Below are 26032 nucleotides of genomic sequence, written 5' to 3' on the forward strand. Positions count from 1 at the left end.
GCACTATCTGTTCATGACAACAGCTATAACAACACGCATAGCAATATCCATAGCAATATCCATAGCAATATTCATAACAACGACGCTAACGAGATCGGCATGTCCTTACATCTGCAAAACATCGACCACGTCGTCGGCGGTGACCCTCATATCACGGGGATCGATCTGGCACTGGAACCGGGCTCTTTCAACGTGCTGCTGGGCAGGACCCTGGCAGGCAAGACCACGCTGATGCGCTTGATGGCCGGCCTGGAACAACCCACCCGCGGGCGCATTTACATGGATGGCAAGGATGTCACCGGCGTTTCGGTACGCAAGCGCAACGTTTCCATGGTGTACCAACAGTTCATCAACTACCCCAGCCTGACGGTGCGCGACAACATCGCCTCACCGCTGAAGCTGGCCAAGACACCCTCCCAGGAGATCAAACGGCGGGTCGAAAGCATTGCGGAAATGTTACATATCGAGCATTTGCTGGAGCGCTACCCCCAGGAGCTTTCCGGGGGACAGCAGCAGCGCACCGCCATGGGCCGTGCGCTGGTCAAGGATGCCGACCTGATCCTGTTCGACGAGCCACTCGTCAACCTCGACTACAAGCTGCGTGAAGAGCTGCGCGACGAACTGCGCGAGCTGTTCAAGGCGCGCAACTGCATTGCCGTGTACGCCACCACCGAGCCCAACGAAGCGCTGGCCCTGGGCGGCAACACCGCCGTGCTGCACGAAGGGCGCCTGTTGCAGTATGGCCCCACCGAACGGGTCTATCGGCAGCCCAATGGCCGTCACACTGCCGAGATGTTCTCGGAGCCACCCATCAACATCGTGCCCGGGAAGCTGACCAGCGCCGATATCACCTTCGATCAATCCCTGCACTTTCCCTGCGACCCAGACCTGCAACGGCTGCCCGCCGGCGACTACGACTTCGGCGTGCGCGCGTCGCACATTACCCTGGAGCGGCGCTCGGCCAACGATCTGGCGCTGGACGTTCGTGTGGACGTGGCCGAAATCAGCGGTTCGGAAACCTTCCTGCACGTTCACCACGAGCGCTTCCCTCTGGTGCTGCACCTGGCGGGCATTCACGAGTTCAATGTCAACGACGCCATCCAGGTCTTTTTCCCGACCCACCAGCTGTATGCCTTCGACAAGCAAGGCAATACGGTGCACGTTCCCGCATCGGCCCAGGGAGGTGTGACCCATGGCTGAAATCACGCTACAGGGGCTCGCCCATAGCTATACGAAACAACCTTCCGGCCCTGAGGATTACGCCATACGCCAGATGGATCACGTGTGGCACCAGGGGGGCGCCTACGCCCTGCTTGGCCCTTCCGGCTGCGGCAAGTCCACCCTGCTGAACATCATTTCCGGGCTGCTGGAACCTTCCGAAGGTGCCGTGCTGTTCGATGGTCAACGGGTCAATGAGCTGCCTCCTGAAGAGCGCAACATTGCCCAGGTGTTTCAGTTCCCGGTGATCTACGACACCATGACGGTGTACGACAACCTGGCCTTTCCACTACGCAACATGAACACCCCCGAATATCGGGTAGCCCCCAAGGTGCGAGAAGTCGCCGATATTCTCGATCTGACGCCGCTGCTGTCCCGCAAGGCCAAAAACCTCACCGCCGACGAAAAGCAGAAAGTTTCCATGGGCCGCGGGCTGGTACGCGATGACGTCTCTGCGATTCTGTTCGATGAACCGCTCACGGTCATCGACCCGCAGCTGAAGTGGAAACTGCGCCGCAAGCTCAAGGAAATCCACGAGCGCTTCAACATCACCATGATCTACGTCACCCACGATCAGCTGGAGGCGTCCACCTTCGCCGACAAGATCGCCGTGATGTACGACGGCCAGGTGGTCCAATTCGGTACGCCCCGGGAGCTGTTCGAAACGCCCGCCCATACGTTCGTGGGCTACTTCATCGGCAGCCCCGGCATGAACTTCATGTCGGTGACTCACCACAACGATCAGGTGCTGTTTGGCGAGCAGGTCATGCCGGTGAGCCCCGCGCTTCGCGCGCAGATTGCAGCCGCCCCTTCCAGCAATGTCAAATTGGGCATTCGGCCGGAGTTCATCAGTGTCAGCAACACTCCGGTCGAGAACTCGCTGCCCATCGACGTGCTGAACATTCAGGACCTGGGCACCTACTCCCTGCTGAGTTTTACCCTCAACGGCGAGCACTTCAAGGCACGGCTGCCCGAAGGTCATGCCGTGACAGGTGACAAGGCGCACGCGCTATTACCTCAAGCACATATGGGCCTGTACGTAGACGAATACCGGGTGGAGATCGGCCATGAACAATAAAGTCTATAACAACCGTGCCTGGCTGCTGGTGTTGCCGATGCTGGTGCTGGTGGCGTTTTCCGCCATCATCCCGCTGATGACCGTGGTCAACTATTCTGTGCAGGACGTGCTGGGCCCCAATGCGCGCTTCTTTACCGGCACCGAATGGTTTGAAAGCATCCTCAACGACTCGACGCTGCGGGCAGCTTTCGTGCGCCAGATTCTGTTCTCGCTGACCATCCTGGCCATTCAGGTGCCCTTGGGCATCGGGATTGCGCTGATCATGCCCAAGCGCGGCTGGCAGGCGTCGGCGGTACTGATACTGATCACGCTACCGCTGCTGATCCCATGGAACGTGGTGGGCAGCATCTGGCAGATCTTCACCCGGGGCGACATCGGCCTGATGGGCTGGGGCCTGCGTGAGCTGGGCTTGAACTACAACATTACCCGCAACGCCAGTGATGCCTGGGCCACCATCATTCTGATGGATGTGTGGCACTGGACACCGCTGGTGGCCATGCTCTGCTACAGCGGCCTGCGCTCGATCCCGGAAGCCTACTATCAGGCGGCCCGTATCGACCGCGCTTCCAAATGGGCCATCTTCCGTTATATCCAGCTGCCCAAATTGACCAACGTGCTGGTCATCGCGGTGCTGCTGCGCTTCATGCATTCGTTCATGATCTATGCCGAACCCTTCGTGCTGACCGGCGGTGGCCCAGGCAGCTCGACCACCTTCCTGAGCCAGTCGCTGGCCACCATGGCCATTGGCCAGCAGGACCTTGGACCCTCGGCGGCCTTTTCGATCATCTACTTCCTGGTGATCCTGCTGGTGAGCTGGGTGTTCTACACCACCATCATGCACATGCAAAAAGACAAGAACACCCAAGGGGGGGCATGACATGTACCGTCTGGACAATGCCCAGCAGGGCGAGAAATTCAATACCATCTTCAGCCGCACCACCCCGGCACAGCGCCGTCGTCGCAACGCTCGCAGCCGCTGGCGCTCGCGCCTGCTGCTGGGCCTGTATCTGTTCCTGATGATCCTGCCCATCTACTGGCTGATCAACATGTCGCTGCAGACCAACAGCGAAATCCTCGGCTCGATGACCCTGTGGCCACAGAATCTGACGTTCGATAACTACCTGCGGATTTTCAACAATCCCAGCTGGTACATGGGCTACGTCAATTCGATGGCCTATGTGTCGCTGAACATGCTGATCACCATCTGCGTGGCACTACCGGCCGCCTACGCGTTCAGCCGCTATCGTTTCATCGGTGACAAGCACCTGTTCTTCTGGCTGCTCACCAATCTGATGGCACCACCCGCGGTGTTTTTGCTGCCCTACTTTCAGCTCTACTACTCGGTAGGCCTGTTCGACACCCACATTGCCGTCGCGCTGGCCCACTGTCTGTTCAACATCCCGCTGGCCATCTGGATTCTGGAAGGCTTCATGAGCAGCGTCCCCAAGGAGATCGACGAAACGGCCTACATCGATGGCTACAGTTTTCCGCGCTTCTTCGTGACCATTTTCCTGCCGATGATTCGTTCGGGCATCGGCGTGACGCTGTTTTTCCTGTTCATGTTCTCCTGGGTAGAGCTGCTGCTGGCCCGCACCCTGACCGCCACGGATGCTCAGCCAATCGGCATGATCATGACTCGTACGTCCACCGCATCGGGCATCGATTGGGGCACCCTGGCCGCGGCCGGCGTGCTGACCATCGTGCCGGGCATCCTGGTGGTCTATTTCGTCCGTAAACATATCGCCAAGGGCTTTGCCCTGGGTCGCACCTGAAGGAGCAACGGCCATGTCCTGGATGGTATGGACCACCCCTACTGCCATTTTCTTTTCATCGATCGCTGCCATGCTGGCGGGGATGACTCTGTGGGAGATTCTCTCGCCCACCATCGAACGCAAGGGCTTTCTCCCCATCAGCACCACGCGGGGCGACCGGCTGTTCATCGGCCTGCTGTCGGCAGCGTTCATTCACCTGGGCGTGATTGGCTTCACCACGCTCTCGATCTGGATTGCACTGGCACTATCAGCGGTTTGGCTGCTGGTGTTGATGCGCTGGGGCTGAGCGCCTACTGGGCGGTCTCGGCGTACTACCGCGGTACCAAGGATGCTCACGTTATCAGGGAAGAGCACAACAAAACGAGGTCAACATGCGTAATAACAACTTCAAACTCACTACCCTCGCTGCCAGCCTGCTGCTGGCCTCGGGGGCCCTCATGGCCGACGACCAGGAAGCACGCGCCATTGCCGAACGGCTGGTCGATGAGCACTTCCAGAACTCTACCCTGAGCCGCGAGGAGCAGATAGAGGAGCTGCTGTGGTTCGCCAAGGCTGCCGAGCCGTTCCGAGGCATGAATATTCAGACCGTCGCCGAGGGTCTGACGACCCACGTCTACGAAAGCGAAGTGCTGGCCCCGGCGTTCAGCGAGCTGACCGGTATCAACATCACCCACAACATCATCGGCGAAGGTGATGTGGTGGACACCATGCAGAACCAGATGCAGTCCGGCAACAGCATCTATGACGGTTTCGTCAACGATACCGATTCCATCGGCACGCATATCCGTTACGGCACCACCATCAACCTGACCGAGGCCATGGCCAACGAATGGGCAGACTACACCCTGCCTACGCTGGACCTGGACGACTTCATCGGCCTGCAGTACGGCACCGGGCCTGATGGCAGCGTCTACCAACTGCCGACCCAACAGTTCGCCAACCTTTACTGGTTCCGCTATGACTGGTTCCAGCGTGAAGACCTGCAGGAACAGTTCCGTGAAATCTACGGTTACGACCTGGGCGTTCCCACCAACTGGACGGCCTACGAGGATATCGCCGAGTTCTTTACCGTCCACGTGGGCGAGATCGATGGCACCAAAGTGTATGGCCACATGGATTATGGTCGCCGCGACCCGTCGTTGGGCTGGCGCTTCCACGACTCCTGGCTCTCGATGGCCGGCATGGGCAGCCCAGGGGTGCCGTTTGGCAATCCCGTCGACGACTGGGGCATCCGCGTGAACGAGGAGAGCCAGCCGGTGGGCGCCAGCGTCAGCCGCGGTGGTGCCACCAACTCACCGGCGTCGGTATTTGCCATGCAGAAAGCCGTGGATTGGCTGCGTGACTTTGCCCCCGCCGAAGCCCAGGGCATGACGTTCGGTGAAGCCGGGCCGGTGCCTGCGCAGGGTCACATTGCCCAGCAAATCTTCTGGTATACCGCCTTCACTGCCGACATGACCGACCCCTCCGTGGCCGTGACCGATGACGAAGGCAACCCGCTGTGGCGCATGGCACCCTCGCCCACGGGCCCGTATTGGGAAGAAGGCATGAAAGTGGGTTATCAGGACGTAGGTGCCTGGACCTTCTTCGACTCCACGCCCGAAGACCGTCGTACGGCGGCCTGGCTGTTCGCCCAGTTCACCGTGGCCAAGACCACCTCGCTGGAAAAACTGATGCACGGCCTCACACCCATTCGTGAATCCGACATCTTCTCGGACCAGATGACCGAAATGGCCCCCAAACTCGGCGGCCTGGTGGAGTTCTACCGCAGTCCCAACGAGTCCAACTGGACGCCGACCGGCACCAACGTGCCTGACTATCCGCGCATGGCACCGCTGTGGTGGCAAAACCTGGCACCGGTCATGAGCGGTGAAGTCACGCCCCAGGAAGGTCTGGACAAGCTGGCGGCCGACATGGACAACACCATGAATCGCCTGGCTCGGGCCAATGTATTCGACAGCTATGCCCCGGTACTCAACGAAGAGCGTGACCCCCAATACTGGCTGGATCAGGACGGCGCGCCCAAACCAAAACTCGACGATGAAATGCCGCAGGGTACCACCGTGCCCTACGACGAAATGATGGAAGCCTGGATGGCCGCAGGCACTCGCTGAGCCCTTGGGCGGGCGCAAGCCCGCCCATCGTTTCGGAGTCAATGACGACCGCGTGCCAACCTGGGGCTTTTTCTTGATAAGTGGATCCGCCATGAAACTGCGTAACCGTAATGTAGAGAAATTGCACACCGATGACTTTGACGCACTGATCATTGGTGGTGGCATCAATGGTGCAGCCAGCGCTGCGGCGCTGGCAGGCAAAGGCGCCAAAGTGGCCCTGATTGACCGTGGTGACTTCGCTGGCAGTACCAGCATGCACTCCTCCAACCTGGTTTGGGGGGGAATCAAATATATGGAAAGCAAGGACTTTGCCCTGGTGCGCAAGCTCTGCAAGAGCCGTAACCACCTGATCAAGAGCTATCCTTCGACGGTGGAAGAAATTCGCTTTTTGACCACCATCACCCAAGGTTTTCGGCACTCGCCCCGCTATCTGTGGGCGGGTACCTGGCTGTACTGGCTGATGGGCAATGGCTTTACACGCCTGCCCCGCCTGCTGTCTCCCAAGAAACTCAAGCAGGAAGAGCCCATCATCGATATCAAGGAGGCCGTGGGCGGGTTCGAATATTCCGATGCCTACCTGCACGACAACGATGCCCGCTTCGTCTTCAACTTCGTGCGCCATGCGTTGAACTACGGTGCCGTCGCCGCCAATTACGTCGAGTCGCTGGGCGCCGAACGCGATGGCGAACACTGGGTCACCCGCGCCCGCAACGTCATGGACGGCACGACCTTCAATATTCGTTCCAAAGTGTTGATCAACGCCGCCGGGCCGTGGGTCGACCAGCACAATGCCCTGACGGGCCAGAAGACCACCCATCAGCACTTGTACTCCAAGGGCATTCACCTCATCGTGCCCCAGCTCACGGCGACCAAGCGCGTTCTGGCCTTCTTTGCCGATGATGGCCGTCTGTTCTTCGTGATCCCCATGGGCAATCGTACCTGTATCGGCACCACCGATACGCACATGGAAAACCCTGAGGTCGATGTCACGGCAGACGACATCGCCTTCGTGCTGGAAAACATCAACAAAAGGCTGACACTGGACAAACCGCTGACCCAGGATGACATCATCTCCACCCGCTGCGGCGTGCGGCCGCTGGCCATCAAGGCCGAACAAGGCAGCGACCGAGACTTTCTGCAGCTGTCACGCAAGCACGTCATCGATACCAACCCGGAAAGCGCGCATATCAGCATCTTTGGCGGCAAGCTGACCGACTGCCTGAACGTGGGCGATGAAATTTCCGATGAAGTCATGAAACTGGGCGTTACCCTGCCCGACCCCAGCTTTCACTGGTACGGTGAGCCACCCGAGCCGGTCAAGCAGCAGTTCATGGACCAGGCCAAGCGCATGAATCTGGACGCCATGACGGCCGCCACCTCCTCCGAGCCGCTCTCCTCTCGGCTGTGGCGACGCTATGCCGAACAGGCCATCCCGATGCTGGAAAAAATCCGCCAGGACCCTTCGGAGGCCGATATTCTCATCGAAGGCACCGAGTACATCCGCTGTGAAATCGAGCATGCCCGAGACCATGAAATGATCACCCAGCTGGAAGATTTTCTGCGTCGGCGTGCCAAGGTGTCGATGGTGGTTCATCACGAGCAGCTACGCCACTCCAGCGGGTTGCAAGAAGCCTGCCGCGTGCTGTTCGGTGAAGAGGCCGAGGCACGCCTGGCCACCTACTTTGCGGAAAACCGCGATACTTCTCGCCCCCCCAGCGAACCCGCCAGCCTGGCGTAAAAACCCCGCTTGCGGTGCACGCCCAATAAAAAGCCCCCTGCCATCACTGGCAGGGGGCCAATCAGTTCAGCAAGCGAGTGACGACCTACTCGTCGTGTACCACCGCCAGTTGAGAGTCGCCGGCCAGCACTTCATCCCAGGCCTCTTCCAGGGTACACCCCAGTCGGCTGTCGATGGTGTCGATAACCTCGACCGCGTGTTGCAGCGACTCGCGATTGCCTTTTAGCGCCAGGACCAGTTTGGCCAGATCCTGTTTACTGAAAGCGCTAGCGATACGGTCAGCTTGTTGGCTCAATTCGATGCAGTTCATGGTAAGTCCCTCATGGTATGCTCAGCCGCTGCCTGTTACTGTTCACGAAGTGTGGTAATCAAGCAGCCATCTTATTAATGAAGAATGATGACATTGCTACTCATGCTGGGCCGGGTAAGTGCCCAGTTCGGTAACTGCGAAACGGTCACAAGCGTTACAAGACCTTCGCCTTTGGCGCTTTGGTAAAACGTCAGCGCCTCGGTGTGTAGCAAGGAACCCTGCGGCGTATCGGGATAACAAGACACCGCCCTGATCCATGACTTCACTATGGTTCACGGGGGCAATACTCACAATGCACCCTTGGCAGCAGGCGCGGTTGTAGCTTGACTACAGAAACGTCAAAACCATGAAAGTGCTGATGGTTACTTTCACAAGCGCAGTTAAACGACTGTTTTAAATGAAACTTGAAAAACAAGTAAGAGTGCTAACAAAAACCTGAATACTGAAAAAACATAATAAAAAAACGCCACCCTTGTTTGGGCAGCGTTTATTGCTTGAATCCAGGCAGCAAATAGGCGTGATATAGAGACTACGTGGAGCGCACGCGGGAAACGGCATCCAACCAGCCCTGATAAAGCTGTTCGCGAGTCGCCTCCTCCATGCTGGGCGTGAAGCTCTTCTCGCAGCGCCACAGCTGTTCGATCTCTTCCAGGGTGTCGTACCACCCCAGCCGCAGTCCGGCCAGATACGCCGCCCCCAGCGCCGTGGTTTCCAGAATCGTCGGTCGATCCACCTGCACGTTGAGCATGTCGGCCAGAAACTGCATCACCCAGCTATTTTTCACCATGCCGCCATCGACACGCAGGTTGCCTGGCGCGGCATCCATGTCATCGTTCATGCAGAGCTGAAGGTCTCGAGTCTGGTAACACACCGCCTGCAGCCCGGCCGCGACGATTTCGGCGATCCCGGTATCCCGAGTCAGGCCAAAAATGGCGCCGCGGGCCTTGGGGTCCCAATGGGGGGCACCCAGCCCGGTAAAGGCAGGCACCAGGTACACGCTGTGCCCGCTACGGGTTTTCTGGGCCAAGGCTTCGGTTTCCGAGGCGTCGGCAAACAGGTTCAGTCCGTCACGCAGCCACTGCACGGTCGCCCCGGCCACGAAGATACTGCCCTCCATGGCGTAGGTGGGCTTGCCGTTGATCCGGTAACCCACGGTGGTCAGCAGGCGGTTGCGGGAAACCGACGGCGTATCGCCGGTATTCACGATCATGAAACAGCCCGTGCCGTAAGTGCTTTTGCCCATGCCGGGTTTGAAGCAGGCTTGCCCGACCAGAGCTGCCTGCTGGTCACCCGCAACCCCGGCGATGGGCAAGGCAGCTCCCAGCCAGTGGGCTGCCATCGTGCCAAAGTCGTCGCTGGAGTCTTTCACGTCTGGCAGCATGTTGGCGGGCACGTCGAACAGCGCCAGCAGCTCATCGTCCCAACGCTGCTCATGAATATTGAACAGCGCCGTACGCGAGGCGTTGGTGGCATCGGTGACGTGCTGTTGGCCTTCGGTCAAGCGCCAGATCAGGAAACTGTCGATGGTACCGAAGGCCAGCTCACCCTTGGCCGCCCGTTCGCGGGCGCCCTCGACCCGATCGAGTATCCAGGCCAGCTTGGTGGCAGAGAAATAGGGGTCGATCAGCAGGCCGGTTTTGGCCTGCACCGCCTCGGTATGGCCCTCGTCCCGCAGCGCCTGACAGCGTTCGGAGGTGCGCCGATCCTGCCAGACAATGGCGTTATAGAGTGGCTTGCCCGTGGCGCGATCCCATACCACCGTGGTTTCTCGCTGGTTGGTGATGCCGACACCGTCTATCTGTTCGGCACTGACCTGGGCCTTGGCCAGCACCTCTCGGCAAGTCTCCACTACGGAGTCCCAGATATCCTCCGGGTCGTGCTCGATCCAACCGTCCTTGGGAAAGTGCTGGGGAAACTCCTGCTGGGCAACGGCCGCTACCTGGCCCTGGCGGTCGAAGAGAATGGCACGAGAGCTGGTGGTACCTTGATCGATGGCAAGAATGAAGGAGGACATATCGTGTTCACTTTGTTGTAGGGTTCTTTCGATTTTGTCGGTTTTGTTTCGTTTTATTATGCTCCAAGGCTACGCCAGCGGCTCGCAATGCTCAAGTATGAAACTTGCCAAGGTGGCGACGCCTTTCCCGCTGGGTCAGGCGATGTGCAGCGCCACATCGTGCTGGGTAAGCAGACGGGTAATCGACTCCGGCGGCCGACGGTCGGTGAACAGCGCATCCAGTTGCGACAGATTGCCCTGACGCACCACCGGGTTACGGTGAAACTTCGAGTAGTCGGCAGCGAGATACACCCGACGAGAGTTGGCGATAATGGCCTGGGCCACGCGCACTTCCTGGTAGTCGAACTCCAGCAGCGAGCCATCTTCATCGATACCACTGATACCGATGATGCCGTAATCCACCTTGAACTGATTGATGAAGTCGATGGTGGCTTCACCGATGATGCCGCCATCCCGCGAACGCACCTGCCCCCCGGCGATGATCACCGTGAAGTCTTCCTTGTGCTGCAGGATGGCAGCCACGTTCAGGTTGTTGGTGATGATTTCCAGCCCCTGATGCTCCAGCAGCGCCTGGGCAATCATCTCGTTGCTGGTACCGATATTGATGAACAGGGAAGCATGGTGAGGAATATGCTGGGCCATGCAGCGGGCAATCCGCTCTTTCTCTTCCAGGTGCAGCGTCTTGCGCGTGCTGTAGGCGGTGTTCACCGTGCTCGACTCGACCCCTACACCGCCATGCACGCGCCGGACGCGCCCATCATTGGCCAGGGTATTCAGATCACGCCGGATGGTCTGGGGCGTTACCGCAAAATGTTCGGTCAGTTGCTCGATGCTCATGTAACCATGCTGGCGCACCAGCTCGACAATGGCATCCTGGCGATACTGCTGGTTCATAAGCCCGGCCTGTTCGTTATTGATTGATCCATGTGCGTAATAGATTAGCAAAATTTTCGATAATCGATCACGCGAACATAGCCAAAAGCCGATGAGGTATTGCTTATAGTGGCCAGACCCACAGAATCATCGGTATCGTCACGCACATCACCACCAGCGAGAGCGGCAACCCCAGCTTCCAGTAATCACCAAAGCGGTAGCCCCCTGGCCCCAGCACCAGGGTGTTGGACTGATGACCGATAGGCGTGAGGAAGGCACAAGAGGCGCTGACGGCCACCACCATCAGGAAGGGGTCCAGGGAAACGTCGAATCCATTGGCCAGGCTGGCGGCAATGGGCGCCATCAGCAGCGCGGCAGCGGCATTATTGACCACGTTCGACAGCAGCATGGAGAGCAGAAAAAGTCCCGCCAGGGAGACGATCACCGGCCACTCCAGGCCAAAGGTCAGCAGCGCGTTGGCAATGATCGCTGCCCCGCCGCTGGTTTCCAGCGCTTCACCCACGGGCAGCATGGCCGCCAGCAGCACGATCACCGGCCCGTCGATGGCCTGATACCCCTCTCGCAGCGGCAGCACGCCGATCAACAGCGACACCAGCGCCGCCGTGCTCATGGCCACCGCAGCGGGCAGCAGATCAAGCAGCATGGCGATAATGGCCAGCACGAAAATACCGATCGAGAGCAGCAGTTTGCGCGGCTGGCCCAGGTTCAGCTCGCGGTTGGCCAGCGGCAGGCAGCCCAGCGTGGCCAGGCTGTCGGCGATCTCGTTTTCACTGCCCTGCAGCAGCAGGACGTCGCCGGTTTGAAAGCGAATGTCACGCAGCCGCTGCTTGAGTCGGGCGCCGTCACGGGCCACCGCCACCAGATGCAGGCCAAACTGATGATGCAGGCGCAGTTGGCGCACGCTGCGATTGACCATCATCGAGTCGTTGCGCACCACCGCCTCGATCAACTGCAGCCCTTCGGTATCGACGGGCTGGCGCTCCTTCGCCGCTTGCTCGTCGCTTTCGTCTTCTTCGGCGTCGTCAGGCTCGGCAATGACGCTCAGGCCCACCTTGTCTTCCAGCAGCCTCAATTCATCGGGGCCTGCCTCCAGCAGCAGGATATCGCCCTCGCGCAGTACGCCGTGGAAACGGTAGCCTGCCCGCCGGTCATCGTCGCGCACCACCGCCAGCACGGGAATGGTCTCTTCCAGCTCGTCGCGCAGCTGTTGCAGCGTCAGTCCGTTGGCTTTGGAGGCCTCGCTGACCTTGAGTTCGACCAGGTAATTGGCGGTGTCGAACATGTCATCACCCGCCGACTGGGCATTGCGTTTGGGGGTGAATCGCCAGCCCACCAGCACAATGAAGGCCAGACCCGCCAACGCCACCGCAGCACCCACGGGCGTAAAGCTGAACATGCCGAAATTTTCGCCCGTGATATTGCCACGATACGCCGAGATGATGATGTTCGGCGGAGTACCGATCAGGGTGGTCAGGCCGCCCAGCAGCGAGCCAAACGCCAGCGGCATCAACAGCAGCGAGGGCGACGTATCGTGTTCTCGCGCCAGCCGCATGGCCACCGGCAACAGCAGTGCCAATGCCCCGACATTGTTCATGACCCCCGACAACAGCACCACCGTGCCCACCAGCACCAGCAGCTGCAGCATCAGGCGCTCCCCGACCTTGAGCACCTGATTGGCAATGACGTCCACCACCCCCGAGCGTTCGAAACCACGGCTCAGCACCAGCACGGCGGCAACGGTGATCACCGCCGGGTGGCCAAAGCCCATGAACGCATCGTCTGCGGGTACCAGCCCCAGCATGACCGAGCCCAGCAAGGCCGCCAAGGCCACCAGGTCATAGCGAAAGCGCCCCCAGACAAACGCCGCCAGGGTGAGTCCAAGAACCACAAAGACCAACGTGCTGGGCGCAAGCCCCAAACTTTCCATGGACATAGAGTGCCATCTCCCTGAGCGTTACAGCGGCGCGACTCCCTCCGCCATCTTCTCATTACATTAGACGATCGCAGTCATGCCGTACAGCCTCTGGATAACCGTCATTCACTGCGCAGAGAACCGCAAAACGCTCGGCAAAACCGAGCGTTAGAGGCGTACCAGGGGGAGGTGCAGGTTCAGCGTCAGGCTGGGCGATGCAGGCGCGCCAGCAGGCGTTCGACGGCCTCCAGGTGCTCTGGCTCGTTATGGCACAGCCCTTGGAACACGGCGCAAACGTCCAGAAAGGCTTTCAGCTCCATGTCCGGTGCCATTTTCATCAGCCGCTTGGTCAGGCGTGTGGCCTTGGGGGGCTGGCTGGCCAGACGCGCTGCATGGACCATGGTAGCCTCCATGAGCTGTTCAGGCTCGACCACTTCTAGCACGACGCCGTAGGCAAGCGCCTCGTCGGCATCGATCACGCGGCCTGACAGGGTCAGTTCGAAAGCACGCTGATAGCCGATCTGGCGCTGCAGGAACCAGGCACCGCCATCGCCGGGGATGATGCCCAGATTGAGAAACGTCTCGCCGAAGCTCGCCTTGCGGGAAGCAATACGTAAATCCGCCATATTGGCCAGGTCGAACCCGGCACCGATGGCCGCACCATTCACGGCGGCAATGATCGGCACTTCCACCTGGGCAAGCGCCAGCGGCATGCGCTGAATACCCTGACGATAACGCTCGGCGACTTCTGCCACGTCGCCAGCGAAGTCGCCGCTGCGGTTGGCCATGTCCTTGACATTGCCGCCTGCACAGAAGGCGCTGCCTGCTCCTGTGATGACCAGCACCGATACCTCTGGGCAAGCATTGACCCAACGAGCCGTGGCCAGGATGTCATCCACCAGTGCCGTGCCGGTCAAGGCGTTGCGCACGTCATGGCGGTTCAAGGTCAGCGTGGCGACCCGCTCGTGCAGCGTCAGGGTGGCATCGGTCAAGCTGGGCAACGTCATCATCATTGGTCGCGCTCCACGATAATGCGGGCATCCACGATGGCATACCCGGTAGGGTGCCCCTGCGGATAGGCCAGCACGGGGTTCAAGTCGAGTTCCTGAATTTCGGGGTAGGCCTCCACCAGCCGCGAGACCTGCATCAGCAGAGCCACCAGGGCCGGTTTGTCCACACCGGCAGCGCCGCGCACGCCGTCGAGGACTTTCTGCGCCTTGATCTGTTCCACCATGGCGTAGGCATCCCGCTCGCTCAGCGGCAGAGCCCGGAAGGCAACGTCTTCCAGCACCTCCACGAAAATGCCGCCCAGGCCAAACATCACCACCGGCCCGAATACCGGGTCACGGAACATGCCGATGATCACTTCGACCCCTGGCTGGGCCATGGGGCTCACCAGCACGCCTTCGAAGCGGGCCCGGGGGTCGTAGGCATGGGCATTGTGCTGGATGGCCTGGAACGCCTCGCGCAGCGCCTCTGCCCCGCTCAGGTGGAGCTTGACGCCGCCCGCATCGGATTTGTGCAGAATGTCCCGCGACACCACCTTCATGGCCAAGGGCTGCTGGCCTGCCTGTTCGATGACCGATGTCAGCTCATCGGCCTGGCTTACCCACCACTGGGGTGGCACGGCAATGCCGTGTTCGGCCAACAGTGCCTTGGCTTCGAACTCGAACAGGTCGCGCCCTTCTGCTCGGGCCCCGGCGAGCAGCGCGACTCCCTTGGCCGTGGGCTGCCAGGGCGTCTCCAGGCGCCGAACCTGCGTCAGGTACTCGCCTCGCTCGCCCAGCGCCGCCAACACCCTGACCGCGTGTTCGATGGAGGCATACACCGGCAGCCCTGATTCATGCAGGTGGCGTAGCGCAGGCGGCTTGATGGGCGCGTACAGGCTGTACACCACCAACGGCTTTTCGCTGCCCTGGGCCAACGCCAGCAGTTGCTTTGCCCCCTGCAGCTCGTCGTCGGCCAGCGACTCGGAAAACCGCAGGCTGTAGCCACCAAACATGCCCACCAGGAAGACGCTGTCGACGCCGGGGTCGGCCATCACGATTTCGACACAGCGAGCCAGCAGCGACGGGCAGGCATCCGAGGAGCCCGCCACATCCACAGGGTTGTCCAGCGCCGCTTGGGGAAGCAGCACCTCTTCCAGAGCGTGACGCGTGGACGGTGCCAGCGTCGCCAGGCTCAGCCCGGCTTCGGCGAGCCGATCGGCGGCGATGGTGGCCTGGCCGCCGCCGTCGGAAATCACCGCGACCCGCTTGCCGGGCGCCTGCTGCAACTGCCCCAGGCCTTCAGCAACAGGCAGGATCTCGTCGGAGTACTGCACCACGCTGACACCCACCTGACGCAGCAGGTCTACCGTCATTTGGTAGCTGCCTGCCAGGGCGCCGGTGTGCGAGCTGGCCGCTTTTTGCCCCTGCTCGGTGGCGCCGGATTTGTACACCACCACCGGCTTGTGCGCCGTGACCTGGCGGGCCACGTCCAGAAAGCGCCGTCCATCCCGAAACCCTTCCACGTACAGGGTCGCCACTCGGGTATGCGGGTCCTCACCGAGATAGCGCAGGTAGTCGTTGAAACCAATGTCGCTTTGGTTACCGGGGCCAATATAGCTACTGAATCCTACCTGGCCGTTATGCTGTGCTTCCAGGGCCAGCGCCAGCAGCATATTGCCCGATTGCGAGACGATACCGATGTCGCCTGCCCTGACATTGGCCAGGTCCAGCAGGTTGATGCGCTGATGCAGGTTGAACAGACCGGAGGTGTTGGGGCCGATGATGCGCACCCCATGCGCCTCGGCCGCCGCCATCATCGCTTCCTCCAGGGCAGCCCCTGCCGCCCCGGTTTCGCCGAACCCGCTGGCCAGCACTACCGCGCCCTTGATCCCCTGACGGCCACACTCGGCAATCAGCGCCGGTACGCTGGCAGCCGGGGTACACAGCAGAGCCAGCTCCGGCGTACCCGGCATGTCCGCCAGTGAGGGCCAGGCCGGAATGTCGAGGATCTGCTCCGCCTTGGGGTTGATGGGGTAGATCGCCCCCTCATAGCCGCCCTTGATCAACCCCAGCAGGGCTTTGTAGCCGCGCTTGGTCGGGTCGGCAGAGGCACCGACGATAGCGATACCCGTTGGGGAAAGCAGTGTGTGCAGCGGGCTGCGGGAGCCGGGTGATTCATTGAAGCGGTGCATGACGTGACCTGTAGGGCAAAACGGACGATAAAAGGATGGCAAGGTGGCAGCCGGCTCATTTGCCCTGAAAACGCGGGGCACGTCGTGCGGCAAAGGCATCGACCCCTTCTTGCCAATCATCGGTGATCGAGCAGGTAAACACGGCGTCCAGCTCCTGCTGAAGCTGGCTTTCCATGCTGGTTTCGCTGGCGCGATTGAGCAGCGGCTTGAGCATCGCCATGGAGACCGGCGCCTGCCCGGCCAGCCGAGTAGCCAGCGCCTGGGCCTGAGCCATCAGCTCGGCTCCCGGATGGTTGGCCAGTGCCAGACCGATCCGAGTGGCCTCCACGCCATCGATGCGGTCGCCCAGATACAGCAGGCGGCGCGCCTGGCCCAGGCCCACCCACTGGGGCAGGCGCTTCGAAACACCGCCCCCGACACAGGTGCCAATACTGGTTTCGGGGAAGCCGATCTGGGCATCCTCGGCCATGACGATGAAATCACAGGCCACGGCCATTTCTGCCCCCGCCCCCAAGGCATAGCCATTCACCGCCGCCACCACCGGCTTGCCCAGCTGGTCGATGGCTTCACAGGCATCATTGCCCAACTGCAGATAAGCCCGCCGCTGAAACAGCGAGCGCTGGGCGCCGCCATGGGCTTTCATATCCGCGCCGACACAAAAGGCGCGCCCCTCTCCGGTCAGGATCACCGCTCTTACCTGCGCTGCGTGCTGGGCAAAGCGCAGGGCGTCGAGCAGCTCTTCATAAAGGGTTTCAATCACCGCGTTCAGCCGGTGGGGTCGGTTGAACCGCAGGGTCAGCACGTGTTCATCCAGAGAGATCAGGAGCGTTTCATAGGTGGGCAGCGCGGGCGCGTCGGCAGACATGATGCTGTTGGTAACCTCGTTCGGAAAAAACAAATAAGGGAACGATTGTTCCTTTAAATAGAAAAAGAGAAACAAACGTACTGCCGAACGATAGGACACTGCTGGGGGATAATCAATACATTCGTGACAAAAACATTTATCATTGGCACAAACGTTTTAAACTTCATCAAAGAGAGCCCCATGCCTGACCACGCCACCCGCCCTGCGCCCGACCTGGAAAGCGTCCACCGGCAGCTGGCCGAGCACTACGCCACGCTCAGCCCACAGCTCAAACGGGCGGCCAGCTATGTGCTGGAACACCCGACGGAAATGGCGTTTCAGTCAGTGCGTAAAACGGCCCAGTCCGCGTCGGTGACGCCTTCCACTCTGGTCCGGCTGGCCAAGCGGCTGGGCTTCGAGAGTTACGAGTCGTTTCGGGAGGTTTTTCAATCGGCGGTGCAGGCCGCACCGGTCGAGCTGAGCGGCCGTGCCAGTCGGCTCAAGCAGCAGGTGCGCAACCCGCAAGAGGCGCTGTTCGTGGAGGTGGGTGATGCCGCTTTCGACAACATTGGCAGGCTCTTCACGGCGGATAACCAAGCGCGGGTAAAAGACGCCGCCGAGCGCATACTGGCGGCTCGCCGGGTGGCCGTGATCGGCTTTCGCGATACCTTTGCTTGCGCCTACCACTTTGCCTACGTGGGGCGTATCGCCATGCCCGACGTGACGCTGATTCGCGGACAGGAGGGCGGGCTCCTGACGGAGCTGGCGCCCTTCGACGAACAGGACGTGGTGGTGGCTTTCGGCTTCGAGCCTTACTGCGCCGAAACGGTCAAAGCGCTGGAGATTGCCCGCGCCAACGGCGTGCAGGCCATCGTGATCACCGACACCCTGCGCTCACCGCTGGTGCCTGGCGCCAGCGTGACGTTCACCGTCGCCAACGCCACGCCTCACTTCTTTCCGTCGCTGCTCTCGGCCATCACGCTCAGCGAAGCGATTCTGGCCGAGTGCGTGGCCGTCGGCCCCGACCAGCTGGTGGATAACGTGGCCAGCTTCGAGCGGCGCATGCGCCAGCTGGGGGCCTATGTCGACGTGGACTAGCCCCCGGCTCAGGCGAGCGACTCAGGGCAGCAGAATGGTCGAGCCGGTCGTCTTGCGGCTCTGCAGCGCATCCTGGGCCTTGCCTGCTTCCTGTAAGGGATAGCGGTTGGCGACATCGATGCGAATCTTGCCGCTTTCGATCATGGCGAAGAACTCTTCGCACATCATTTCCAGCCGCTCGCGGGTATCCGCATAGCCGTTCAGGCTGGGACGCGTGACGAACAGCGCTCCCTTTTGATTCAGGATACCGATATTGACGCCATCCACCGGGCCAGACGCGTTACCAAAGCTGACCATCAGCGAGCGCGGCTTGAGACAATCCAGCGACATCTCCCAGGTGTCCTTGCCCACGGAGTCGTACACCACATCACACATTTCACCGTTGGTCAGCTCGCGCACCCGCTCGACGACGTTCTCTTCGGTGTAGTTGATGGTGGCCCAGGCGCCATTGGCCATGGCCAGGTCAGCCTTCTCCTGAGAGCTGACGGTGCCGATCAGCTTCACGCCCAGCGCCTTGGCCCACTGGCAGGCAATCGAGCCTACGCCCCCGGCCGCCGCGTGGAACAAAATGGTCTCGCCGCCCTTGAGCGGCTGGGTTTGACGCAGCAGGTACTGCACCGTCAAGCCTTTCAGCATACTGGCCGCCGCCGTTTCGAAGTCGATGAAATCCGGCAGCTTGACCACCTTGGCCGCGGGCAGCGTGTGCAGCTCGGCGTAGGCGCCCAGCGGACCCTGGGCATACGCCACGCGGTCACCTACCTTGAGATGCGTGACGCCCTCACCCACCGCATCGACGATGCCTGCGCCCTCGGTGCCCAGGCCAGAAGGCATGCTGGGGGCCGGGTACAAGCCTGTGCGGAAATAGATATCGATGAAGTTCAGGCCAACGGCCTTGTTGGCGATACGGACTTCACCGGCAGCCGGTGCGACAGGCTCGACCTCGGCCCACTCGAGTACGTCGGAGCCACCGGTAGTGGAAAATTGAATACGCTTGGACATCAAAAAACTCCTGTGATTGGCGATGGGGTATCGCTTGTTATGAATTATCGTTTGCCGTGAATGATCGCATTGAGCCCCGTTTGATGAAAACACATGACGGGGACGGCACGGGTTCGCTATCCAACCGTGTCGGGGCGCTGAAATCAAGTCGTCCAACCCTCTGGCCGACACACGCCTGTCACGGGTACATGCTAGACTAAGGGCCATTTTATAACACGCCTGGTCACCACAAGACGGATCGTCCATGACCCACCCTGCCATTGAAGTACCCACACTGATCGCCCACCGCGGCTACTCTGCGGCCGCCCCCGAAAACACCCTCACCGCCGTGCGCGCCGCTCATCAGGCGGGGGCTCGCTGGGTTGAGCTGGATGTTCAACTGCTGGGGGATGGCACGCCTGTGATCTGGCACGACAGCGATGTGAGCCGCTGTTCGGACGGGCGCGGCGAGCTGGCCAACATGACCTGGCGCCAGGCCCAGGCGCTGGATGTGGGCAGCTGGTTCGGCGACCGCTTTGCGGGGGAACGCATGGCCAGCCTGGAGGCCATGCTGGCGCTGCTGAATGAGCTGGAAATGGGCGTCAATCTGGAAATCAAGGTCAACAAGGGGCGCGACCCCATTGCCCTGGTCGATGCGGTGCTGCCCATGCTGCTGGCAGCGCTACCTGCCGAGCGCTGCATCGTCTCCTCTTTTGACAGGGCCGCACTGGCCCACAGCCGTCGGCATGCGCCCCGAGAAGCTCTCGCCCTGGGCGCGCTTTACGGCAGTTTGCCCAAGCAGTGGCGCGCCCAATGTGCCGCCATCCAGGCGTTCAGCATTCACCCCCACTGGCCCCGGCTGAAGCGCACCCAGGCCGCTGCCATGCGCCGGGATGGCTATCAGATCCTGTGTTATACCGCCAACGATCCCAGTGCGTTTCAAAGCCGCTGGGCCTGGGGCATCAACAGTGCCATTACCGACGAACCAGCTGCTTTCCAGCGCTATCTCGACAACCGAAAAGAAGGATGACAATGAAGTATCTTGGTGCCCATGTCAGCGCGGCCGGTGGCGCTGATCAGGCCGTGCAGCGCGCGGTGGAGATCGGGGCGACGGCGTTTGCCCTGTTTACCAAAAACCAGCGTCAGTGGCAGGGCAAACCGCTCACTGACGAGGCCATCGCAGCCTTCAAGCGGGCGTGCCGCATCCATGGCTTCGCGCCAGCGCAGATCCTGCCCCACGACAGCTACCTGATCAATCTGGGGCACCCTGAGGCGGAGGGCCTCGACAAGTCGCGGGCCGCCTTCATCGATGAGATGCAGCGCTGCGAGCAGTTGGGCCTGACGCTGCTGAACTTCCACCCCGGCAGCCATTTGAACAAGATCAGCGAAGCCGACTGCCTGTCGCGCATTGCCGAATCCATCAACCTGGCTCTGGATGCCACTCAGGGCGTGACCGCGGTCATCGAAAACACCGCAGGCCAGGGCACCAACCTGGGCTGGCGCTTCGAACATCTGGCCAGCATCATCGAGCAGGTGGACGACAAGCGCCGGGTCGGCGTTTGCATCGACACCTGCCACGCCTTTGCCGCAGGCTACGACCTGCGCAGCGCCGAAGCGACCCGCGCCACGCTGGACGAACTGGGCAGCGTGGTGGGGTTCGAATATCTGTGCGGCATGCACCTCAACGATGCCAAAAGCGCCTTCGCCAGCCGTGTGGATCGGCACCACAGCCTGGGGCAAGGCAACATTGGTCTGGCGGCCTTCACCACGATCATGCAGGATGCGCGCATCGATGGTATTCCCATGATTCTCGAAACCATCGAGCCCGAGATCTGGGCCGAAGAGCTGAATTGGCTACGCGCTCAAGCCCCCGAGGCCGCCCCCGGCAGGTAGTGAATCACATCGTGAAAGCGTAACCGCGACGTACCGTTGTTGCGCATGGCGTGGGGCCGGTCCGCGAAAAAGCGCAGCCCCTCGCCAACACCCAGGGTTTGCCAGCGCTCGTCGATGCGCAGCTCCATCTCGCCTTCCACCACCACGATGTGCTCCACCACGCCGCTGGCATGGGCCGTGGATTCGCTCATGGCCCCCGGGGCCAACTCGATCAGGAACATCTCGAACCCCAGCAGGGGGTCGTAGGGGAACAGCAGGCGCGCCTGCATGCCCGCGCTGTCATCCCCCCACACCGACTCCCACCCATCCCGATGCAGCTCGCCCAGCGCGGGCTTGTCACTGTCGAACAGGGTAGAAAACGACACCCGAAACCCGCTGGCGATCTTCCACAAGGTGGCCACCGTGGGGCTCGACTCCCCACGTTCGATCTGCCCCAGCATCGCCTTGCTGACCCCGGTTTCACTGGCCGCGCGATCGAGGCTCCAGCCCCGCTCCTTGCGCAGCTGCTTCACCGTTCCTGAAATATGCTCGGCAATGGTATGCGGCGTTAAAGCCATGCGACTCTCCTGACGGTCGGATTCAGATAGCGGGGTTGGTCGGATGACTATCATGCCAGAAAATAGTTGTGCGTCATAACGCACAATGTTAGCGTGACCATCCGTGCGTTATAGCGCACGCTCAACATAACCACGTGGGAGCCACCCATGGACACGCCAACGACGCTGCCCTCTTCATCATCTGACTCGCCTCATCTATGGCGGGACATGAGCCTGTCTACGCTGATTGCCGGTTTCGTCGCCGTCATCATCGGCTATACCAGCTCCGCTGCGATCATTTTCCAGGCGGCCGCCGCTGCGGGCGCCTCCACGGCCCAGATCAGCTCCTGGCTATGGGCGCTGGGCATCGGCATGGGCATCACCTCGCTGGGGCTTTCGCTGCGTTACCGCATGCCGCTGCTGACCGCCTGGTCGACGCCGGGAGCCGCCTTTCTGGCCACCAGCCTGCCGGGAATTCCCATCGAAGAAGCCATCGGCGCGTTTCTGTTTTCGGCGCTGTTGATCACGCTGTGCGGTGTCACCGGGCTGTTCGAGCGTTTGATGCGCCATATTCCCGGCGCCATCGCCTCGGCCCTGCTGGCGGGCATTCTGCTGCGTTTCGGGCTGGAGCTGTTCAACGTCATGGAAAGCCAGTGGCTGCTGCCGCTGGCCATGCTGGCCGCCTGGGTTGCGGGGCGGCGCTGCTGGCCCTCACTGGCGGTGCCGGGAGTCCTGCTGGTGGGCGTGGGGCTGGCCCTGTGGCAAGGCCAGATCTCGACCCAGCCGATCCCGCTGGCGCCTACGCTGCCGGTCTTTACCGCCCCGGTATTCAACCCGATGACGCTGATCAGCATCGGCATTCCGCTGTTCGTCATCACCATGGCGACCCAGAACCTGCCCGCCGTGGCCGTCTTACGGGCCGCAGGCTATCGCCCCAACAGCTCACCGCTGATCACCTGGACCGGTGGCGCTACCCTGCTGCTGGCGCCGTTTGGCGGCTATGCGCTCAACATGGCGGCCATCAGTGCGGCGGTATGCCTGGGCCCAGACGCCCACCCCAACCCTAAGCGGCGCTACACCGCCGGGGTGGCTGCCGGGGTCTTCTATATCGCCATGGGCATCTTCGGAGCCACCGTAACCGGGGTGTTCAGCGCCTTGCCTAGCGTTCTGGTGATGGCACTGGCGGGCATTGCCCTGCTGAGCACGCTGGGCACGGGCCTGGCGGGCGCTTTCGAGAAGAGCGAACAGCGCGATGCCGCCATCGTGACCTTCCTGCTCACCGGTTCCGGCGTGACGCTACTGGGACTGGGCGGGGCTTTCTGGGGCCTGGTGGCGGGGCTTGTGGTACTCAAGATCGGCACATTCAACGCCCGCGCGCACCAGAAGGATCGCTAAAAAAACGCCTCGCCATCGTGGATGGCAGGGCGTCTATCGGCCAGCGGTGTACGGTGGTTACATCACCGCTGGTTCCATGTTGGCCAGGCGCTCTTCATCGAACACGCCGGACATGCGCACCATGGCCAGCGCTTCATCCAGACTGCTCATCTCTTCGATGACCAGCAGCTCGTTCTCCAGCGTTACCGGCTGACCGGCCTTGTCGGACAGCAACTTCTCCAGCGAGGCCACGTCCATGGCATCGTCGAGATGATGAATATCCACGGACGCACTGTTCTCGCTGGGCAGGTAGATAGTGCCGTTGGAGAAGTCCACTGCGTAGGCGATCACGCCCGGCACGATGAAGAACAGCAGGCCAACGCTATTGGCAATGGCGACCACGGGGTCGACATCACCGCTCAGCTGGCCTTTGCGTTCCGGATAGAAAAGCGTACCGCACCCACTCAATGCCACAATGGAGACACCAACGACCGCCCCCGTCAACCAACGGCGCACTGCTTGCTGCATGGAGGTTCCCTCGGAATTTTCAATGTAACGATAGCCATCATATGAAGTGACACGCTTGTTATAGGCGCAGGCTATCGCGTTACAAAACGGGTCGAGTTTAGCATATTTCGTGCTAAGCACACGCCCTGACGTCTACACAGGATTTTGCCGCCTTCCCCGCTTGGCCGTACAATGCCGCTTTCAACGCTGGATTAAGCGCAACGCGCTTCTCATACTCAGCACCATCGACAACCCAAGGAATGCTCACGCCCATGCGCGCCAGCCAACTATTGATCGCCACCTTGAAAGAAACCCCGGCCGACGCTGAAGTCATCAGCCACCAGTTAATGCTGCGCGCCGGTATGATTCGCCGTCTGACCTCGGGCCTGTATACCTGGCTGCCGCTGGGCCTGCGCACGCTGCGCAAGGTCGAAGCCATCGTGCGTGAAGAGATGAACCGCGCCGGAGCCCAGGAAGTACTGATGCCCGCCGTACAGCCCGCCGACCTGTGGCAGGAGTCGGGCCGCTGGGAGCAGTACGGCCCCGAGCTGCTGCGCCTGACGGACCGCCACGACCGCGACTACTGCGTGGGCCCCACCCATGAAGAGGTCATCACGGACCTGGTGCGCCGGGAAATTTCCAGCTACAAGCAGCTGCCGGTGAACTTCTACCAGATTCAGACCAAGTTCCGCGATGAAATTCGCCCCCGTTTCGGCGTGATGCGCTCGCGTGAGTTCATCATGAAGGATGCCTACTCTTTCCATCTCGATGAAGCGTCGATGAAAGAGACCTATCAGGCCATGTACGATGCCTACACGCGCATCTTCACGCGCCTGGGGCTCGACTTCCGCCCGGTGATTGCCGATAACGGCTCCATCGGTGGCACCGGCTCTCATGAGTTCCATGTGCTGGCCGACTCCGGCGAAGACGATATCGTCTTCTCCAACGCTTCCGACTACGCCGCCAACATCGAAAAAGCCGAAGCCCTGCCCGCCCCGTTGGGCAGTCAGGTAGAGCGCAGCGCGCCCAGCGAAGAGATGCGTCTGGTCGACACCCCCGATGCCAAGACCATTGCCGCCCTGGTCGAACAGTTCAACCTGCCTATCGAAAAGACCCTCAAGACGCTGATGGTCCACGCCGCAGAAGGTGGCCTGATTGCTCTGCTGGTGCGTGGCGATCACGCGCTGAACGAGGTCAAGGCAGAGAACCTGCCGCAGGTCAAGGCACCCCTGACCATGGCCAGCGAAGAAGAGATTCGTGCAGCAGTAGGAGCCGGCCCGGGCTCCCTGGGCCCCGTGGGCCTTGACATGCCGATCATCATCGACCGCAGCGTGGCGCTGATGAGCGACTTCGGCGCGGGCGCCAACGTCGATGGCAAGCACTACTTCGGTATCAACTGGGAGCGCGACGCCCCCCTGCCCCAGGTCGCCGACCTGCGCAGCGTGGTAGAGGGCGACCCCTCGCCGGATGGTCAAGGCACCCTGCTGATCAAACGCGGTATCGAAGTGGGTCATGTGTTCCAGCTGGGCCAGAAGTACTCCCAGGCCATGAATGCCAGCGTACTGGGCGACAACGGCAAGACCAGCCACCCGTTCATGGGCTGCTACGGCATTGGCGTGACCCGTGTGGTTGCCGCTGCCATCGAGCAGAACCACGACGATGCAGGCATCATCTGGCCCAACGCCATCGCGCCTTTCCAGGTAGCGCTGGTGCCCATGAACGCCCACAAGTCTCAGCGGGTGCGTGAAGAGTCTGAGCGCCTCTACCAGGCACTCACGGCGGCAGGTCTGGACGTGCTGCTGGATGACCGCGACACTCGTCCCGGCGTCAAGTTCGCCGACCTGGAACTGATGGGCGTGCCGCACCGCCTGGTGATCGGCGACCGTGGTCTGGACAACGGCGAGCTGGAGTACAGGGGCCGCCGCGACAGCGACGCCACCATGGTACCCGCCGACACGATCGTCGAGTTCCTGCGTGACAAAGCGGGCCTGGCACAGGGCTGATCGGCCCCTCATGCGGTACGGCCTGGTGCGAGCCCTGATGCTGGGGCTCGCAGTGCTGGGACTCAGCAGCGCCCTCACGGTAAACGCAGCGGAGCCCCCGCTGCGTTCGACCCTCGATGCAGCCGCGCTGCAAACGCCCTATCACCAGTGGAAACTTCAACAGTGGCGCACCCGTCAGGATGCGCCACTGTCGCGTTTCATGAATGACCCAGACATGCGGATGGCCTTGCTGACGCGGGTGTATCAGGAGGCCCATCTGGCCGGCCTGCCCCCCGACCTCGTGCTGGCGCTGATTCAGGTAGAGAGCGCCTTCAAGGCAGATGCCGTTTCTTCGGCGGGGGCCGTTGGGCTGATGCAGATCATGCCCTTCTGGGTCGCCGAGCTGGGCCTGCCCATGGACGACCTGACCGAACCCAACCGAAATCTGCGCTACGGCAGCACCATTCTGGCTCACTACCTTGCCGTTGAGCGGGGTGACTTCACCCGCGCTCTGGCTCGCTACAACGGCAGCCTCGGGCAAACCTGGTACCCCGAGCGGGTATTGAAGGCCTGGCGCGACCATTGGCGTTAG

23 protein-coding genes are annotated in these 26032 nt (G+C 61.3%); 13 read left to right on the forward strand and 10 right to left on the reverse strand.

Annotation, left to right across the window (positions count from 1 at the left end):
* Window positions 1-99: 99 nt before the first annotated feature.
* The 7 genes from RVM27_RS01365 to RVM27_RS01395 all read left to right on the forward strand — a co-directional run bounded on the left by RVM27_RS01365 (window position 100) and on the right by RVM27_RS01395 (window position 7917).
* Window positions 100-1200: an ABC transporter ATP-binding protein gene (locus RVM27_RS01365; RefSeq protein WP_498941322.1), complete on the forward strand. Its 1101-nt coding sequence runs from the start codon at window positions 100-102 to the stop codon at window positions 1198-1200.
* The gene (locus RVM27_RS01370; protein ID WP_498957203.1) at window positions 1193-2296 is read left to right on the forward strand and encodes an ABC transporter ATP-binding protein; all 1104 of its coding nucleotides are present in this window, start codon (window positions 1193-1195) and stop codon (window positions 2294-2296) included. The genes RVM27_RS01365 and RVM27_RS01370 overlap by 8 nt, the downstream gene beginning before the upstream one ends.
* Window positions 2286-3173, forward strand: coding sequence for a carbohydrate ABC transporter permease (locus tag RVM27_RS01375; RefSeq protein ID WP_498957204.1), 888 nt, complete (start codon window positions 2286-2288; stop codon window positions 3171-3173). The genes RVM27_RS01370 and RVM27_RS01375 overlap by 11 nt, the downstream gene beginning before the upstream one ends.
* Before the next feature lies 1 nt (window position 3174).
* Entirely contained in the window at window positions 3175-4068 is an 894-nt protein-coding gene (locus tag RVM27_RS01380; RefSeq protein ID WP_039178294.1) for a carbohydrate ABC transporter permease, read from the forward strand.
* A gap of 13 nt (window positions 4069-4081) precedes the next feature.
* Window positions 4082-4354, forward strand: coding sequence for a DUF2160 domain-containing protein (locus RVM27_RS01385; RefSeq protein ID WP_039178296.1), 273 nt, complete (start codon window positions 4082-4084; stop codon window positions 4352-4354).
* Window positions 4355-4439: 85 nt separating this feature from the next.
* Window positions 4440-6179 carry an ABC transporter substrate-binding protein gene (locus RVM27_RS01390; protein WP_096923089.1) on the forward strand — a complete coding sequence of 580 codons (1740 nt, stop codon included), beginning with the start codon at window positions 4440-4442 and terminating at the stop codon, window positions 6177-6179.
* Window positions 6180-6270: 91 nt separating this feature from the next.
* Window positions 6271-7917 carry a glycerol-3-phosphate dehydrogenase/oxidase gene (locus RVM27_RS01395; RefSeq protein WP_498957205.1) on the forward strand — a complete coding sequence of 549 codons (1647 nt, stop codon included), beginning with the start codon at window positions 6271-6273 and terminating at the stop codon, window positions 7915-7917.
* An 85-nt stretch (window positions 7918-8002) separates the two neighbouring features.
* On the opposite strand, the gene RVM27_RS01400 is transcribed toward RVM27_RS01395, so the two are convergent.
* The 7 genes from RVM27_RS01400 to RVM27_RS01430 form a co-directional block, all read right to left on the reverse strand.
* Window positions 8003-8227 (reverse strand): hypothetical protein, encoded by a 225-nt coding sequence (locus tag RVM27_RS01400; protein ID WP_039178304.1) that lies wholly within the window; start codon window positions 8225-8227, stop codon window positions 8003-8005.
* A gap of 529 nt (window positions 8228-8756) precedes the next feature.
* Window positions 8757-10241 (reverse strand): glycerol kinase GlpK, encoded by a 1485-nt coding sequence (gene glpK, locus RVM27_RS01405; protein WP_096923091.1) that lies wholly within the window; start codon window positions 10239-10241, stop codon window positions 8757-8759.
* Window positions 10242-10376: 135 nt separating this feature from the next.
* Entirely contained in the window at window positions 10377-11135 is a 759-nt protein-coding gene (locus RVM27_RS01410) for a DeoR/GlpR family transcriptional regulator (protein WP_016913669.1), read from the reverse strand.
* A gap of 103 nt (window positions 11136-11238) precedes the next feature.
* Complete coding sequence (locus RVM27_RS01415; RefSeq protein ID WP_096923092.1) at window positions 11239-13068, reverse strand: SLC13 family permease; 1830 nt, start codon at window positions 13066-13068, stop codon at window positions 11239-11241.
* 182 nt (window positions 13069-13250) lie between these two features.
* The gene (locus RVM27_RS01420) at window positions 13251-14060 is read right to left on the reverse strand and encodes a Clp protease/crotonase-like domain-containing protein (RefSeq protein ID WP_498957206.1); all 810 of its coding nucleotides are present in this window, start codon (window positions 14058-14060) and stop codon (window positions 13251-13253) included.
* Window positions 14057-16228, reverse strand: a complete 2172-nt coding sequence (locus tag RVM27_RS01425; RefSeq protein WP_498957207.1) for an acetate--CoA ligase family protein — start codon at window positions 16226-16228, stop codon at window positions 14057-14059. The genes RVM27_RS01420 and RVM27_RS01425 overlap by 4 nt, the downstream gene beginning before the upstream one ends.
* Before the next feature lie 55 nt (window positions 16229-16283).
* Entirely contained in the window at window positions 16284-17093 is an 810-nt protein-coding gene (locus RVM27_RS01430; protein WP_287804351.1) for an enoyl-CoA hydratase/isomerase family protein, read from the reverse strand.
* A gap of 180 nt (window positions 17094-17273) precedes the next feature.
* On the opposite strand from RVM27_RS01430, the gene RVM27_RS01435 reads away from it, so the two are divergent.
* On the forward strand, window positions 17274-18170 hold the full coding sequence (locus tag RVM27_RS01435; RefSeq protein WP_287804349.1) for a MurR/RpiR family transcriptional regulator: 897 nt from the start codon (window positions 17274-17276) through the stop codon (window positions 18168-18170).
* A gap of 21 nt (window positions 18171-18191) precedes the next feature.
* On the opposite strand, the gene RVM27_RS01440 is transcribed toward RVM27_RS01435, so the two are convergent.
* Window positions 18192-19169, reverse strand: coding sequence for an NADPH:quinone reductase (locus RVM27_RS01440; RefSeq protein ID WP_039178320.1), 978 nt, complete (start codon window positions 19167-19169; stop codon window positions 18192-18194).
* A 244-nt stretch (window positions 19170-19413) separates the two neighbouring features.
* Here RVM27_RS01440 and RVM27_RS01445 point away from each other — a divergent pair, with 244 nt between their 5' ends.
* Window positions 19414-20178 (forward strand): PI-PLC domain-containing protein, encoded by a 765-nt coding sequence (locus RVM27_RS01445; RefSeq protein ID WP_498957208.1) that lies wholly within the window; start codon window positions 19414-19416, stop codon window positions 20176-20178.
* 2 nt (window positions 20179-20180) lie between these two features.
* Window positions 20181-21041 (forward strand): deoxyribonuclease IV, encoded by an 861-nt coding sequence (gene nfo, locus RVM27_RS01450; protein ID WP_498957209.1) that lies wholly within the window; start codon window positions 20181-20183, stop codon window positions 21039-21041.
* On the opposite strand, the gene RVM27_RS01455 is transcribed toward nfo, so the two are convergent.
* Complete coding sequence (locus RVM27_RS01455) at window positions 21011-21598, reverse strand: helix-turn-helix domain-containing protein (protein WP_016913660.1); 588 nt, start codon at window positions 21596-21598, stop codon at window positions 21011-21013. The two genes, nfo and RVM27_RS01455, sit on opposite strands and share 31 nt — an antisense overlap.
* Window positions 21599-21745: 147 nt before the next feature.
* Between RVM27_RS01455 and RVM27_RS01460 the strand changes: the two genes are divergently transcribed.
* Entirely contained in the window at window positions 21746-22972 is a 1227-nt protein-coding gene (locus RVM27_RS01460; protein WP_498957210.1) for a benzoate/H(+) symporter BenE family transporter, read from the forward strand.
* Between the two features lie 57 nt (window positions 22973-23029).
* On the opposite strand, the gene RVM27_RS01465 is transcribed toward RVM27_RS01460, so the two are convergent.
* Window positions 23030-23479 (reverse strand): hypothetical protein, encoded by a 450-nt coding sequence (locus tag RVM27_RS01465; protein ID WP_016913658.1) that lies wholly within the window; start codon window positions 23477-23479, stop codon window positions 23030-23032.
* A gap of 251 nt (window positions 23480-23730) precedes the next feature.
* Between RVM27_RS01465 and RVM27_RS01470 the strand changes: the two genes are divergently transcribed.
* Entirely contained in the window at window positions 23731-25461 is a 1731-nt protein-coding gene (locus tag RVM27_RS01470; RefSeq protein WP_287804339.1) for a proline--tRNA ligase, read from the forward strand.
* A gap of 37 nt (window positions 25462-25498) precedes the next feature.
* Window positions 25499-26032, forward strand: a complete 534-nt coding sequence (locus RVM27_RS01475; protein ID WP_287804337.1) for a transglycosylase SLT domain-containing protein — start codon at window positions 25499-25501, stop codon at window positions 26030-26032.

It is taken from the genome of Halomonas sp. KM007 (genome assembly GCF_050709225.1).
Taxonomy (GTDB): Bacteria; Pseudomonadota; Gammaproteobacteria; order Pseudomonadales; family Halomonadaceae; genus Vreelandella; species Vreelandella hamiltonii.